Origin of the sequence: Subtercola sp. RTI3 (assembly GCF_035018625.1) — a bacterium.
Taxonomy (GTDB): Bacteria; Actinomycetota; Actinomycetes; order Actinomycetales; family Microbacteriaceae; genus Subtercola; species Subtercola vilae.
This window is the reverse complement of record NZ_JASJXO010000013.1, coordinates 20,744-35,332: the sequence shown is the minus strand read 5'-3', so window position 1 is coordinate 35,332 and position 14,589 is coordinate 20,744. Positions and strand designations below refer to the sequence as shown.

Below are 14,589 nucleotides of genomic sequence, written 5' to 3'. Positions count from 1 at the left end.
GATCGATTCCCGCGTAGCAGCGCAATACGTCACGGCACAGTTCATCTCTTGGCAGCCACGAAATAGGTCAGGCCGCTCGCGACGGTCGAGACGAAAGCGACACCGGCGACCATCGAAGTCAGACCCAAAGCAAAAAATGGAACCGTAGCTGCGGCGCAACTGAACAAGACAACGAACGGCCCGCGTGCCCAGAATGAATTGGCTCCGCAGCGTGATGCAACCGCATATCCGGCCACCCCTCCTGCCGCAGAAAACGGCCCGAGAAACAAACCAACCAGACCGCCGAGAATCGCCGCAGTCCAGGAGACGGGCGCTATTCCACCCCTGGCTATCACATCCACTGAAAGCGCGCCGATGAAGCCGCTCAGCACGCCTATCGGCGCCGAAAGCGCTAGGGCCACCTTGATTTGCCGTGTCGCGAGTTCATATCTCATCTTGACCACACACGGCTTCCGTTCCTGATTATGCAGCTCTCCAACCATCGTGACTTCAGCAGTCGCCGGTCTCAACGATGCCCCATCTTCTTCAAGCTATTCAGCGTCGAAGGCAATGATCCTGCACGTTCAAGATCGACTACCCGCGACAGTGAGGTCGCGATCGGCGCCACCGCGCGCCACCTGACTGATCTACAGGCGAGAGCGCCTCCCCCGAAAGAGAACACGATTCCGGCGGCAGCTAGCAGGATCCATACGTCGGTGTCAGGCTTTAGAGCCGACCACGCCAGCACAACACACGGGATGGTCCCGATCAGCAGGCTCAGGCTTTGAACGAAAAAGGAGCTGGACGGCGATCGGTTGTCCGCAAGAAACACTCGTGCCGCCAGACCCGCAACAACCCCGTTGAACAAAGCGAAAGGCGTCGCGATGACGCAGTAGATAAGCGAGAAGTAGATGTAGAGGCCAAGATCGGTCCACGTCTCACCCCCCGCGACGAGTGAGACGATCGCAAGAACATAGCCTAGAAAAAGTGAAGCTCCGACCGCATAGCCACAGCAGCGAACCGCAAAGCTGCTCATTCCGCCTCCTGTTCTTTTCGCTCGCTCAACTCTCCATTGGTCAAATAAATCGGATTCTCGAGGTTCGAGATGGACCAGAACGACGTACCGGCCAGAATGAAGAAGGGAGCTATGTAGAAAAGATGAAATACCGAAAATGAAAGCGCGACGAGAACCACGCCGCCGACGAACGAGCCGCACACAAGAACGAAGCACACTAGAGAAATGACGCGTAGTCGTCGGCGCGACCTGAAGTGTTTCTCTACGACGAGACGAACATCGTCAGGTTCCGTCCCAAGTTGCTGACGGGGCGCCCAAGTTGACAGAAATCGCTGGTGCATTCGCCAATCCTTGTTCGTCCGAACTTTCCTCGTTGATAGTGAGCAATACTAATCTTTCTTATTCTTCCGTGGCATTGGGCTCAGCCCTTGAGGTGGACTAGGTAGCTACGAATGAGCAGCGAGCTACGTGTCAGCGACGGTTCGGACTGCGAGCCGCTCTTCAACGATTGGGGCCATTCTCGGTGAATCAACGAGTTGTTCCGCTGAGGGTCGGCTTAGCGAAATTCGCCAAGCACTCGTCCTCATACCCCTCGTGGTCGCGGCTCGAATGCGGCCGAGCTGACTGGCTGGAGCTGTTCTGCGCTACATTTCACCCATGACTGATACCAGCGACCACACACTCCTGCCTGCCGCTGCTGAGGTGCCGTCAGCGGTGCCTCTGAGTGTCCCGAACAGGGGGCGAACCATTGGGATCGTGGGGTTCGCGTTATCGTTCTTCGTTCTGCTGAACCTCGCCGGACTGGTGCTCAGCATCATCGCCCTGGTGAAATCTCGGCGCGACGGCTTCAGGAACGGGTTCGCTCTGGCCGGAATCATCATTGCTGGCATCGGGGTGACGATCACTCTTCTGATTGCCGCGATCGCTGTACCTACCCTTGTCAACGCCGGTGAAACCTGTGGCCGGCTCGGCAACGGTGTTCATCAGGTCGGGAACGCGACCTATACCTGCACTCCTAGCTCGTTCTTCGTCAGCTACCACTGAGCATCCCGTAGGGCACCGTGTTGTTGGAGTCGGCCGAGGAGCGCGACGATCTGTTGACCTGATGCGACAGGAAACCCAGACCATGTGTCGGCATGAGTTCGTTGCCGCGATCAAGCAGATGCAGGGGCAGCGACAGGATCAAGTACTACCAACGCAATTAGTGCACTCCGTAAATCGTGCATGCGCAAAATACTATGCCTATGGTTATCAAGTTAAGCCACAGGGGGAACACTCTCAGAAGGGCAAATTTCTCGTTTCGGCGCCGTGTTTTCGCGATCCGACGTGATGAGGGCTTGGATCTAATCCAGACAGGCAGGCAGAGCTTCACTAGCCCAGCGATGATCAGTAAAACTCCGACTGCGAATATAGCCCAATGCGAGGCTGGCATTATTGCCTCTCAACAGATTCGCGGTGTGGTTCTGACCGGATTCGGCGCCGACCAACTGGCGCGCTAAGGCGAGGGTTGCGGCACGAATCAGTCACAACCGTGGCTTTCTCTTTTCGGCTCTGTTGAACAACACACTCAGAGCGCCAAGAACACCCGCTATAGAGCCCACCACCAAGCCGACGATGAAACAAATTGAGGCAAGAGTTCCACCGAATTCTGAACTCAACAGGGAATGGTCGTGGCGTGGACGAAGCCTCTCAGAGAAGGCCCGATCCTCACACCATTTCAGGTCACCAAACCATGGGGCACGTCAATCTCGGTGTGCGAATAAATAAGCATCTGCTATGTCGTAAGGGACACCTACGGATTCAAAGCCGGGTCCAAGTTCCTGATCGAACGTAAATGAATCCACTCCATTGCCAACGGTTATGTGAGTTTTGGAGCCGTCGAGTGAAATAGCGAGGTAATGCAACCCTTCGGAGTGCCGAGCGAGACCGGACTCGTGGGTACCCAAGTCATAATGCGATTCGATCCAGTTATTCGCGATCGAATCACTTGGCAGCATCCCAAATGCTTCGTCTTCCGAGGGCGGTTGCAAGTGGGCCTCCACCTCAGACATTTGAGAAAAAACGGTGGGCAAGTCGGCATCGTAAGACAGCTGTATTTCCCACCCACTGACACCGTGTAGCACAACACCGGTCTCACGAGCGAAAATCGCGTCGACGATGACTTTTGGTACCGACTGGCTCCGTTCAATCTGATATAACGAGCGGAGGATTGGATGTAACTCAGAATTTCTCATCGGCCATTCTCGCAAGCGCTAATTTTGAAAGATGTTTCCGCTCATCCACTTAGTGTGGAGGGCGCGCGTCTCTACGACGGCGTAGTCAGCGCTGACTACGTATCGATTGTAGATCCTCTGGGTATATACGGACCGATGCTTTTTCCTGATCGAGTGGCCGATCTGAAATTTAAGAGCTTGACTCAAGAAGCGGCAAATCTGGCGGGCGTTCGAGTGGGCGTACCGGGTTGGAGCAGATGGTCTGCACGGCAGGCTGTGGGTGCAGCAAATGACTCAGCAATTCAAAATATAGCTTGGGAGTTACTCTCGTCGTTAGCAGAGCCGCGCCGCGCAGGCGCTCAGCTCGCCCACGCGGCGGGGGCGTCGGCTCGTCGATCAAGAACAAAAGCGTGGTGCTACGCAGTAGTCTTGGCCGGAGTTTTTATCATTGCCATGTCGTGGGTAGTTGGACCATCTACTGAGCAGGTCACTCGGGTGTTCGGGGCCTGCTGCATTGTTTTTGGTTTTCTCCCGTTCGTCGTTGTGGCTCTAGTTGGACGATCGCGGCGGGGTGGGCGGCCTGCAGGCCTGACCAGGGAGTAGAAGTGCTCTGGAGCTGGTCTCGGCGCCTCGGCCCCGATCTCAACGATGAGCCTTACGGGCACGTCGTCCCAAAATGTCCATACTCCAAATTCTGACGGAGTATTGAGATGAGACCTGGGCAGTGCATCTAAGGCCGCTTGGCCGAACTGATACTACCTTAATTTGGCATAAATATGCGTTTAAGAGAGGTCCGGATACTAGCCGTTCTGGTGCCTCATGGAGTTGAAATGATCGACGATGTTTAGTGCGACTTGAATCGAGACAGGCCTCAGAGTTCCGCTCAATATTCCAAATTCGATCTTTTTTTCGGAATCAGTGAGATCGAACTGGATGAGCTGACGACCAAAACTTGAACGGTGGGTAACAGATTTGATTTCAGTCCATTTGAGAACAATCACGCGCTGCTCGAACGAGAGACGAAGCGGCCACCAAAATTCAATTCCAATTTCCGTAGCCACCACGTTCAAATTGCCCAGGGCTCGAAGGCGCATGAGCTTTGACGATAGTCTCGACGCAAACAACCGATATGCCGCTGAGCTGCATCTGGTGACGAATCCGGGCGCAGAGTGAACCTTCTGAACGGTCGAGCGGAGTCCAGTCGCCCGAACATGTATTCGGTACGCCGTCCCAGCAAGATAGGCCACCAAGATCAGTATTCCCGATGTCGCTAACCCCGTCTGTGTCGTAGGAAGTCCACTTCCTACATAGGGGTACATCCCGAAAATCGCGGCTGGAACAACAAGGGAGAATCCGATGAGTAGCACCCATCCGATTGTAATTCCCGCGCGGGTGAACCAGTAGATGATCATCGACGAAACCTCTGATTTACCATTCCCATCGGGGCCAACCTTGTGGAATAAGAAACGCGCCACCCACGAGGGATGAAAAGATTGGGCCAGCTGGTGTCCCGCTGATTAGAAATCCAAACCCGTTTACTCCGATACTGGTTAGGCATAGTTGGTCAAAGGAATCCATGCAACCGGCTGCTGTGCCGACCAAACCGATAACTGTCCCAAACTTATTCAAAAGTATAGAAGACGCTTCCAACGCGATGGCGACAGGCGGTACTTCTACCGACTGCAGGGCAACAAAACCAACCGCTGCACTTCCAAGGTTGAACGCTTCGGACACCCAAGCAGCGTCAACGGAAATGGTCTTAAGTGAGGCATGAAGGTGCTGATTTGCCTGCTCTTCTTCATATTTTAGGCCGCTGATTCGGGCGGCTTGGCCGACCATCCCCATGGTATTTAGCCCACTCCCGCCGCCGGTTTGCGCGTTGTGGAAGTCGCTGTAGTAGGCCTTGTTCACGCTCGCGGAGCCCGAGTCTTGCCGGTTGCCGGTGAGGTCAAATTTATTGATGGGATCGCCCGGGTAGTTGTATGAGTTGGAGTTGCCAGCCTCGACGGCGTCGGTGCTGAGGAAACGGCCGAGAGCTGCGACGTATTGGCGGGCACCCATTTCGATGGTCGCGATGCTGCCTTGGTGTTCGTAGAGTTTGCTGCTGGCACCGACCCAGGCGTTGTCGGCGGTGCCGGGCAGGTTGTCTGGAACGCTGCTGTCGCTGGCGGTGGTGCCGATGACGCCGGAGGGGCTGATGGGCTGGCCGTAGGGGTCGTAACGGTACAGCGCCGACCGGATGCCGGCCTGGGTGGAAGTGACGACGATGTCGCCGTGGATGTTCGGATACGACCAGGTTTGATCCCCGGTCGCGGAGATCGTGATGCTCACCCCGCCGGGGAGGCTGAGCATCCGGCTGACCGTACCGGTGGCGCCGTCTTTCACCATGACGGGTGAACCACCGGCGGCGTAGAGGTAGTACACGATGGTGGTGCCAGTGCCCGGCCCGCTGCCGGGCACGACGGTGGTGCGCGAGATCACACGGTCGGTGGCATCGCGTTGGTACGTGATGGTGGTGCCACCGGTGAGGCTGGTTTTCATGTGCCGGTTCGCTACGTCGTAGCTCAGGGTTTGGTCGGCGAGGGTGGTGGTGTTGCCGTGGGTGTCGTAGGCGAGCTGGCCGGTGGCGAGGCCGGCGTTGCTGCTGTCGGCGCCGGTCACGGGGTTGGTGACGGCGCTGGAGGTGAGCTTGTCGGCGTTGTCGTAACAGTAGTTCGTCGTCGTGGTCAGAGAAGGCGCGGTGGTGGTGTCGGTGACCGAGGTGCGGTTGCCGTCCATTCCCGCGGCCGCATTCACCCCGCAGCCACCGGATGCCGCGAACCCGTAAACGAGACTGTGCCCGGCCGTCTGCGCGGTGGTCAGCCGGCCCGCGGCGTCGTACCCGTAGGTCGAGGTCTGCGCGGCCGCCGTGCCGTCGAGAGTGGTGTCGGTGAGGATCCGGCCCGACTCCGACCGGGCGACCGTGTCGGTGAGACCGGGCTGCCCGGCGACGAAGGTCCATGCCATGCTGCTGCTCGCGCCGACGCTGTTGCGGGTGAGTGCCAGCGCCGATCCGTTTCCGGCCGCACCCGCCCCTGCCGGGTAGCTGACGCCGATGAGCTGCCCGGCGTTGATTCCTGCGGTTTTGTCGCCATAAGCGGGAACCGCGATGACGGCGCCGTTAGCGGTGATCTGGGTGACTTTTCCGTCAGGGTCATAGGTCGCCGCCTGCACCGACGGGCTTGTCGATCCGTTCGCCAGGGTCGAAGTCGAGATGACCTGGCCGATTGCGTTGTAGGTCGGCGTCGTCACGGTGTTCCACACATCGGTGTAGGTCACGGTTCGGCCGAGTAGGTCGGTGGTGGTGCTGATTTTGCCTCCGGTTGTGGTGGAGGCGATGGAGTCGTCGGTGGCAGAACCTTTGAGCGGGTTGCCGGTCGCCGCACCGGTGTCTGTGAACGAGACGGTCACCGTTCGCGCGGGCTGACCACCGTACGCGGGATACACCGTTTTGGTGGCCCGGTTGCGGCTGTCGTAGGTGATGCACTGCCAGTCGCTGTCGGCGGATGCCCGACTCCCGGCGATGCGCCCGTAACTGTCATACACGACGGAGGCGGCAATGGTGCCGCCGCCCGCGGTCGTCGGCGAGGGCGTGCTGGATGTCTGCAGCATCCCGTACTGCGGTGTGCCGAGCGGCACTCCGCAGACGGGTGTTGTGAGGGCCGGTTTGTACGAGGTCTCGTAGCCGGAGGTGTTCGAGTAGTAGCTGTACGTCGACCCGGCAAAAGCCGCACCCGTCGCGGTCGCTGCGGGAAGGGTTTTCCCGATCCGGCGCTGGTACCCCGCAGCAGTCGTCTCGTACGTGGTCGTGGTGGTCAGGTTCAGTTTCCCGGCCCCGGGGTCGATGGTGTTGGTCGCGGCCATCCCGAGCCACGGGCTCGAACCGTACGTCGTCGAGGTCGTGAGCGATGTCACGGCGGTTGTGCTGACTCCGGTTGTTCCGGCGGGCACTGCGTCGTCGGTTTTGCTGGAGGTCGCGAGCCCGTAGTCGGGGCTGAGGTAGCGGTGTGGGATGACGTCGAACGAAGCTTTGCCCGGCATGATCCACGTCAGCGCGAGATACGCGCCCGGGCCCGCCTGGTTTGCGTAGTCGAGCCGTACCGGGAGAACCGTGCCGGGGTCCTTGATCGTGACCATTCCAAGGGGCGACCAGTGAACCCCGGAGCTGATGTTGTCGTTGAACAGCAGGGTGTTGTCGACCCACAGTACGGTGCCATCATCGGCGTCCGTCTGCAGCGTGTACGTGCCGGCGTCGGGGAACGTGATCGTGCCCGTCATCCGCGCAGACCACGACGCGGCCGGAATCCCGGGCATCGGCGAGCTGGTGTTCCAGTCCATGTTCACGTCGCCCGCGGTCGCCGTGCCGGGGATACCCAACGAATACGCCTTCGGCACACCGGTCCACGACGGGTTGTCGTAGTAGGTGCTGTTCAGGGCCTGCAGATTCTCGTCGTACCCGGTGTGCGTGTGCGCAGTCGTTGACGCGCACGCGGGCGTCGCTGTTCTGTCAGGGTTGAAACAGCCGGGCGCGGCAGGCCCGTAGCTGTCAGTGGCCCGGTTTCGGGTGTCGTAGAGCGTGGTGGCTTCCAACCCTTGCGCGTTGACCGCCGACAGGGTCTGGTCTTTGTCGTTCCACACGGTGCTGGCGGTGAGGCCCATCGCCGACGTGCTCGTCAGGGTGCGAAGGGCGCTGTCGTAGGTGACGGTTTCGGCGTGCCCGGGACCGACACGCGTGTTCGGCAGCGGTGTGCCAGCGCTGTCAACGCTGTCCACATACGTGGTGTTGACGACTGCGGGGCTGAGAGTGTCGCCGTAGGTGTAGAGCTTCGTGGGCTGAGCTGACGCGGTAACGCCGTCGGGGGCGGGCAGTGCGACCTTCGTCGCCCGGCCTCGAGTGTCGTAGCTGATGGTCGTCGCGTTTGTTGCTGTCGCTGAGCGCGCCGGGGTGGCCGCGGGAAGCGCGGTGAGCCAGTCGTTCTGCAGCACGTTCCTGATCACGCTGACCCGGCCCTGCGCATCGTACGCGAACGTCGACTGCGCGTTGCCGGGGTTCGTGATGCGAACCAGTTGACCGTATGCGTTGTACTCGATCTCGGTGTAATCCTGCACGCCCTGCACATGCCCGGGGTAGACGATGCGGCAGAGCAGCGGCCCCACCGTCAACGCCGCGGTTCCCGTAAAGCTCAGCGGGTCAGTCTTGCAGACCTTGCCGCCCACCAGATCTGTGCCAGAGAGCCCTGCCTGGGCGGGCGTCTCGTCGGTGTACACGAACTTCACCTGACGGCTGTACGTCGTGGTGGATCCGGTCGTCGCCGCCGACAACCGGTCGCTGATCGTGTCGATCGCACCCGCACCCGCGCCCGTGCCCGTGCCCGCCCGAAACTGCACTACCGGAGCGGCAGGTTTCAGCGCCTCCTGCGGCGATGAGACCTGCGACACGACCCCGGCAGAATTGAACAGGTACACGGTGCCGGCCTCATCGGTGAGGCTCACCTGCTTCGAGCCGTCGACGGTGAGAATGCCCGCCTCACCTGCTGGGGGCGTGTAGCTGCCGCCGGGCTTGCTGACGTACGTGTGCACGGCACCGGATGCGTCGGTGAGAACCACCGACGTGTCGTTCACCTGGGCCTTCGAATAGAACCCGGCCGGCCCGGCAATCGCGGTCGAGGCCGACCACCCTGTCGGCAACGTCGCGACCGTGCGCGTGAACCACGACGTCGGAACCACCATGCCAGGCCCCGTGTCGCCCTGCTTTCTGACGAGCAGCACCATCGCGGCACCGCCCGTGTTCTCGAAGTAGTTCACCGTGATCGCCGAAGGAGTGCTCGACAGCGCAGTCGCACTGCCCCAGCTGACCTCTGCGGCGGCGTTCCATTGGTCGATGACCGTCGCGCCGCCGACGAATACCTGGGCACCGTCGTCGCGGGCATACCCGAACTGATACGGGGTCGCCGCCACGTCAGGGCTCTGGATGAACCCAGTCCAGCGGGCGAGGAAGTGGTCTGTGTCGACCAGGCCGGGGGCTGGAGACCCGGGAGTACCGCCGGTGCCGTCACCCCAGTTGAAGTTGATCTGCGGGTCGACCCTCGACAACACTTTCGTCGCCCCAGCGAAGTCTGCGGTGGGGTTCGTCGGGCTGGCGGTCATGCCATTGAAGTACTCCGCGTTCAGCCCGGCGTTCGAGGGGGCCTCTGAGTTGTAGGTGAACCCCATTCCCATCGCGCCGCCCACGGTACTGACCGTCGGCGAGCTGAACGACATGTTCACGTTGCCGTTCGCGAGGTTCACCGACACCGGGCCGGCCGCATCCGACGGCGACGGCCCACCCGTGCCGAGGCGCTTGTTGATACTGAACGAGTTCACGAATACCGGCCCGTACGTGCCGACGCTGTTCTTGATCAGCACGCTCCACGAATACGTTCCGCCGTCTTGCAGTGCCGTCGCATCTGGCGGGCTCCACGTCGTGCCAGACTGCCAGGGCGACGCGATGACCTGCCCGCTGGTCGCATCGGTGCCGGTCGTGATCGTGAACCTGTACTGGAACGCCAGACCGTCTGGCACGGCCGGCACGCCGATCGAGAAAACCGGCTGGGTCGTCGTCACCACGGCATGATCGACCGGCAGAGCCGTGGCTTTGTCGGGCCGCGGCGGGCTGTCGGTGGTGAAGCTGTACACCGGGGTCGCGGGCCACACCGGGTACGTCGGGTAGTACGTCGCCGACGCGTCTTCGACCCACGAACGCCAGTAGTAGGTCGTGCCCGGTTGCAGCAGCCCCTTCGAAACGGGAATGGCTCCGTCGCGAACCCAGCCGGTGTCGATGAGGGGGTTCACTTCGGGGTTCGGGTTCGCACTCAGCCTGGTCCACCGGCCAAGCCCTGCTCCATTCGGGTCGTAGCTGCCGCCGACCCCGAGGGCCGGGGTGAGCGACTGATTCGTGGCACCGTTCGCCGGGGAGGGCAGGGTTCCGGGCGCCGGAAAGTCTTTGTATGCCACATACAGGCGGGTGTCGAAAACCTTGAGAGTGTACTGGCCGGGGGTCTCATCGCCGCCGAACGAGAAGCCGTTTCCGCTGGTGTTCGTTCGAACCCAGTCCGAGAGTCGGTAGGCGATGCCGGTACCGGATGGGTCGGTGTTACCGCCCGACGAATTGTCGACGGTGAACGTACCGAGCGCCGCTCCCCCGCAGTTGGGCCCGTCACACGTGGCCGCGCTGACCCCACCGGAGTGCGGGTCGACACTGTAGCCGAGCGACACAGCGGTGACAGCGATCTCTGCACCAACGATCTGTTTGCCGAAGAACTGCTCGTAGTTGTAGTGCACCACCGAGCGCCAGACGCCATTGCCGTTCGAATTGCCGATCCACACATGGTTGTTCGTGTTTGTCAGGTTCGTGCTCACCCCATCGGTGGTGCGGTATGCCAGCTCCCGGTCGTTGTCGGCCGAACCGACCGAGGGGTCGACCGACACCGGGTAGACCCGTGCGGGGTCAGCGAGCCACGCCGCATCGGGAGCGACCGAGATGAGGTAGCTGTCGCCCTGCTTCAACAGGTTCAGCCGCACGGCAGCGGCGGCATTCGCCCTCTGGTCGGTGCCGGCCGAATCCCACATCGTGGGCGCGGGAATCGAGAACGCGGTGGCTCCGGATGCACTACTGAACGTGATGCCGCCATCAGGGTCTTGCACTGCGGTCAGCCCCGGCGCGTCGACCCGCCAGGTCCAGACCGGTGAGGAATCGGGCCTGCTGTTCAACCGGAAGAGCTCGTTGACGCCCGCGGTTGTGACGTCGTACACGAGGTCGGTGTTGTCGAACACGTTCTTGTACTCAAGATGGTTCCTCGTGCTCGACCACGCGGCGAGGTCGCGTTCGAGAACGGAATGGTTCGCGCCCTGCAGCGTGAACCCGATCGTGTTGGCGTCTTTCGCGAGCTGCACCACGTTCTGATCGTCTGCGTACTGGGAGAACTGTGGATGCAGCGGGTGCTGATCGACTTTTGCGCCGCCCTGGCCGAGCCACGACCACGGGCCGGTGGTCTGCAGATCGGTCTGGATCGGAACCCAGCCGCCCGTCGCATCCGGTGCCGCAGTGCTCTGCATGTTGATCGGCGATGCCGAAACCGACGAGATCGTGGTGCCGTTCGGGCCGGCGTACGTGTCGCTGAACTCTGTTGCTGCGATGACCTGTTTGCCGGTGGGGTCGAAGTCTTTCACCGCGGACTGGTCGGGTGCGGCTGTCGCAGGTGAATCCGGTGTCGTCGCCGGCGCGGGCAGGGCCGCCGTGCCGCCCTCATCGATGGCCGGAGGCACAGCGTCGTCGGTGGCCGACGCGGCAACCTGCGGATCAGGCGTCTGCGACTGCTCCACAGGCGCCTCGACCACAGCAGTCGCCGCGGCGCTCACCGCCGGTGACGGGGCCGGAGTGGCGTCGGCCAACGCAGGAGACGACATGCCGACAACCACGCCGGCCGTGACCACCATCGACACGCAGGCCAGCAGCAGACGACGCGGGAACACCATGGGAACACCCCAACCGACCCCACGCATGGCAGCACGCAGAGATCTGCAGAATCAGAACGAAGTCCCCCTGGACGACCACAACCTACTGGGGTGCGCCACGAAAGAACAAGCGTCGATTCGGCTCGGCGGCTGGCGGGCATCCGCGCCACGGCCGCTGCTCGCCGCGGGGGCCGGATGCCCACATCCGCGGAATCACGCCGCAGAATCGACCTCATTAGTGATGAATCGTCACTAAATATGCAAGGCCGTCAGGCGGCAAGTATGTGCAAACTCTCAGGAAATTAGACCCGCGAGGTGCGCTCTGAACGACCAGCAAGCACTGCGACCAGGCTGATCGCCGAGACGATGGCCCAGACCCCTTCAAGCAGCAGAAAACCCCACTGCTGCCCGATGAAAGCGTCGATCGCCAGCACGGCCGAACCCACTGTGTTCAAGACAAGGTAGCGCTTCGACTTCAGATTCAGAACGCCCCACTGGGCCAGCGCGAAGCCGGCCAGAACCAGCAGTGACCCCACGATTTGAACGGCAATACCCATGACAACCTCCGGTGGCAACGTCGTCAGGCTGGGTACGTTGCTACTCGTCCAGAGGTGACCGCAACGGCCATCTGACATTCAGGATAGCAACCGTGTGTGGGCAACTCCTGTGCAGGCGAGAGGTACCGCGCCGCGATTGAGGCCAGAGCTCACCGATTGAGCGTGTCGCCCTCCGACGAGAGGTCGTCATCGATGGCCACCTCGAGCGCCTCCACCTCCGGTGCGCTGAGAATCCGCTCGATCAGGCCGCGGCTGCCGCCCACGATGGTGGAGTTCCAGTCGATCTCAGAGGCGATGCACCACTCTCGGCCTGACGGCCAGACGAGCTGCGGCATGGGCCCCATGCCCCACTTGCGACCGATGCCCGCACCGTCGGCCCAGGCCGCATCCGCCAGGTCACCGAGCCGAGCGGCAAAGACCACGTATTCTCGGCCGGGCAGCCGAAGACGCTCCCCATTCCGCAGAGCCCACGCGTCGTCTGGGTGGGTGCCCCAGCCATTCCACACGCCGACAGACACGGTGCGGCTGGGCGGGTCGGTCGCCAGAACCGCCTGTACGAGGCGAGCGAGGAGCTCGGGTTCTGGCCGACCGTCGCGGGGTGCGTCCAGCCGCCAACCGTTCTCGAGGTCGACGGATGCGCCGATGGCCGCACCCGAGATTGAGCTCCACTGGGCGAGCGGGTGCATCACACGCCCGAGGTGCCGGGCAGCCTCGGCCCATGCGCACAGTGATTCACCGACGTCACGACCCGGAACCGCGTGCTCGATGACCGTACGACGCGGCGCCGCATCGTCGTTGAAGCCGAAGCCGACGCGGAAGATTCGCGCGGGGTGAAACACCCGCGCATAGGCGTCGAGACCGTGCGGAATGACGCTGCCGACGCGCCCCCAGCCGCGCAGGCGACCGCGTATCCACTCCCCGTCACTCACCACACCCACCCCCGCTGTCGCGCCTCGCCCGCACGAGCGACCCGCTTGCCGCAACGGGTCTTCTCAGCAGGAGACATTCTTCCAGTGTACGAACCCGCCTATCCGCGGGATCTCCCACGTTGTAGAGTTGAGCGTTTCCCGGGTCTGAGAGAGTGGAGCGCTGTGCCGACGATTCACGATGTTGCGCGGCTGGCCGGCGTCTCGATCAAGACCGTTTCGAACGCCATCAACGACTACCCGTACATGCGGCCGGCCACCAAGCAGAAGGTGATCGACGCGATCGCCGAGCTCGGTTACCGCCCGAACCTGACGGCGCGAAATCTGCGTTCGGGCCGCAGCGGTCTGCTGTCGTTGATCATTCCCGACCTTCGGAACGCATACTTCGCCGAGCTCGCCGATTCGGTCATGCGGGCCGCCGATGCGCAGGGCCTCAGTGTCATCATCGAGCAGTCGGGCGGCGAGAAAGACCGCGAACTCGCGCTACTGCACAGCGATCGGGCGCAGCTCGCCGACGGTATTCTCTACAGCGCCGCAGGCCTCCGCGAAGACGAGGCACACCTACTGACCAGCGTTTCGACCCCGATTGTGCTGCTCGGCGAACACATTCTGCACGGCCCGACCGATCACGTCACGATGCAGAACGTCGAGGGCGCGAGGGCAGCGACCGAGCACCTCATCAGCCTGGGTCGAACACGCATTCTCGCGTTGGGCGCGAGAGCCGGGCAGACCGACGGCTCGGCGGGCCTTCGCCTCACCGGCTACATGCAGGCGCTAGACGAGGCGCAGCTCCCGTTCGACCCTGCACTCGTCGTCGACATCGTGGGCTGGTACCGGTTCACCGGTGCCGACGCCATGCGCCGAATACTCGCGTCGGGCATCAAGTTCGACGCCATGGTGGCGTTCAACGATGCCATTGCGCTGGGCGCGATGAGGGTGATGCAGGAGTTCGGAATCCGGGTCCCTGACGATGTGGCGGTCGTGGGGTACGACGACATCGATGAGGCTCAGTACTCACTGCCGACCCTTTCGTCGATCAACCCCGGGCGTGACGAAATCGCAACCGTGGCCATCCGGTACCTCACAGAACGCATTGCCTCTGAAGTTCCACTGGCTCCGAGAGACCACCTTTCTCAGTTCGAGCTCATTGTGCGGGAATCTTCACGCTAACAATCTCGGCACAGCACTTGACAGCCGACCGTCTGACTCATCATGATGCTTCTACAACGTTATATACAACGTCGTAAAGTACAGAAGTACTGCTGTTTCACGAGGCCCGTCCGTTTTCCTCCCAGCAATCAGTGCACGACCGCTCCGCTCGATTCGTCGAGCCCGCGGGTCGTACAGACAACGAAGTCAGTCTTAGG

At 61.7% G+C, this 14,589-nt stretch carries 10 protein-coding genes; 2 read left to right on the top strand and 8 right to left on the bottom strand.

Annotated features, from left to right (window positions below; all coding sequences use genetic code 11):
- Nucleotides 1–41: 41 nt before the first annotated feature.
- The 3 genes from QN358_RS07220 to QN358_RS07210 are packed head-to-tail and all read right to left on the bottom strand — an operon-like array spanning nucleotide 42 to nucleotide 1,335.
- Nucleotides 42–482 carry a hypothetical protein gene (locus tag QN358_RS07220; RefSeq protein WP_323511980.1) on the bottom strand — a complete coding sequence of 147 codons (441 nt, stop codon included), beginning with the start codon at nucleotides 480–482 and terminating at the stop codon, nucleotides 42–44.
- Between the two features lie 23 nt (nucleotides 483–505).
- Nucleotides 506–1,015 (bottom strand): hypothetical protein, encoded by a 510-nt coding sequence (locus tag QN358_RS07215; RefSeq protein WP_136641887.1) that lies wholly within the window; start codon nucleotides 1,013–1,015, stop codon nucleotides 506–508.
- A complete protein-coding gene (locus tag QN358_RS07210) occupies nucleotides 1,012–1,335 on the bottom strand; it encodes a hypothetical protein (protein ID WP_136641886.1) in 324 nt (107 codons plus the stop codon). Before QN358_RS07210 ends, QN358_RS07215 begins: the two co-directional genes overlap by 4 nt.
- Nucleotides 1,336–1,651: 316 nt before the next feature.
- Here QN358_RS07210 and QN358_RS07205 point away from each other — a divergent pair, with 316 nt between their 5' ends.
- Entirely contained in the window at nucleotides 1,652–2,038 is a 387-nt protein-coding gene (locus tag QN358_RS07205; protein WP_136641885.1) for a DUF4190 domain-containing protein, read from the top strand.
- 698 nt (nucleotides 2,039–2,736) lie between these two features.
- On the opposite strand, the gene QN358_RS07200 is transcribed toward QN358_RS07205, so the two are convergent.
- The 5 genes from QN358_RS07200 to QN358_RS07180 form a co-directional block, all read right to left on the bottom strand.
- Nucleotides 2,737–3,228, bottom strand: a complete 492-nt coding sequence (locus tag QN358_RS07200; protein WP_323511979.1) for a hypothetical protein — start codon at nucleotides 3,226–3,228, stop codon at nucleotides 2,737–2,739.
- A 779-nt stretch (nucleotides 3,229–4,007) separates the two neighbouring features.
- Nucleotides 4,008–4,619, bottom strand: coding sequence for a hypothetical protein (locus QN358_RS07195; RefSeq protein ID WP_323511978.1), 612 nt, complete (start codon nucleotides 4,617–4,619; stop codon nucleotides 4,008–4,010).
- Nucleotides 4,620–4,635: 16 nt separating this feature from the next.
- Nucleotides 4,636–11,760 (bottom strand): PA14 domain-containing protein, encoded by a 7,125-nt coding sequence (locus QN358_RS07190; protein ID WP_323511977.1) that lies wholly within the window; start codon nucleotides 11,758–11,760, stop codon nucleotides 4,636–4,638.
- 281 nt (nucleotides 11,761–12,041) lie between these two features.
- Nucleotides 12,042–12,296, bottom strand: a complete 255-nt coding sequence (locus QN358_RS07185) for a CBU_0592 family membrane protein (protein WP_136643432.1) — start codon at nucleotides 12,294–12,296, stop codon at nucleotides 12,042–12,044.
- Nucleotides 12,297–12,445: 149 nt separating this feature from the next.
- Nucleotides 12,446–13,225 carry a hypothetical protein gene (locus QN358_RS07180; RefSeq protein WP_136643431.1) on the bottom strand — a complete coding sequence of 260 codons (780 nt, stop codon included), beginning with the start codon at nucleotides 13,223–13,225 and terminating at the stop codon, nucleotides 12,446–12,448.
- A gap of 162 nt (nucleotides 13,226–13,387) precedes the next feature.
- Here QN358_RS07180 and QN358_RS07175 point away from each other — a divergent pair, with 162 nt between their 5' ends.
- The gene (locus tag QN358_RS07175) at nucleotides 13,388–14,392 is read left to right on the top strand and encodes a LacI family DNA-binding transcriptional regulator (protein ID WP_237280512.1); all 1,005 of its coding nucleotides are present in this window, start codon (nucleotides 13,388–13,390) and stop codon (nucleotides 14,390–14,392) included.
- Nucleotides 14,393–14,589 lie beyond the last annotated feature (197 nt).

What these genes read in the sequence shown, in the direction of transcription:
- QN358_RS07220 (WP_323511980.1), bottom strand. Translation starts at nt 482, where the DNA reads ATGGTTGGAGAGCTGCATAATCAGGAACGGAAGCCGTGTGTGGTCAAG.
- QN358_RS07215 (WP_136641887.1), bottom strand. Translation starts at nt 1,015, where the DNA reads ATGAGCAGCTTTGCGGTTCGCTGCTGTGGCTATGCGGTCGGAGCTTCA.
- QN358_RS07210 (WP_136641886.1), bottom strand. Translation starts at nt 1,335, where the DNA reads ATGCACCAGCGATTTCTGTCAACTTGGGCGCCCCGTCAGCAACTTGGG.
- QN358_RS07205 (WP_136641885.1), top strand. Translation starts at nt 1,652, where the DNA reads ATGACTGATACCAGCGACCACACACTCCTGCCTGCCGCTGCTGAGGTG.
- QN358_RS07200 (WP_323511979.1), bottom strand. Translation starts at nt 3,228, where the DNA reads ATGAGAAATTCTGAGTTACATCCAATCCTCCGCTCGTTATATCAGATT.
- QN358_RS07195 (WP_323511978.1), bottom strand. Translation starts at nt 4,619, where the DNA reads ATGATCATCTACTGGTTCACCCGCGCGGGAATTACAATCGGATGGGTG.
- QN358_RS07190 (WP_323511977.1), bottom strand. Translation starts at nt 11,760, where the DNA reads ATGGTGTTCCCGCGTCGTCTGCTGCTGGCCTGCGTGTCGATGGTGGTC.
- QN358_RS07185 (WP_136643432.1), bottom strand. Translation starts at nt 12,296, where the DNA reads ATGGGTATTGCCGTTCAAATCGTGGGGTCACTGCTGGTTCTGGCCGGC.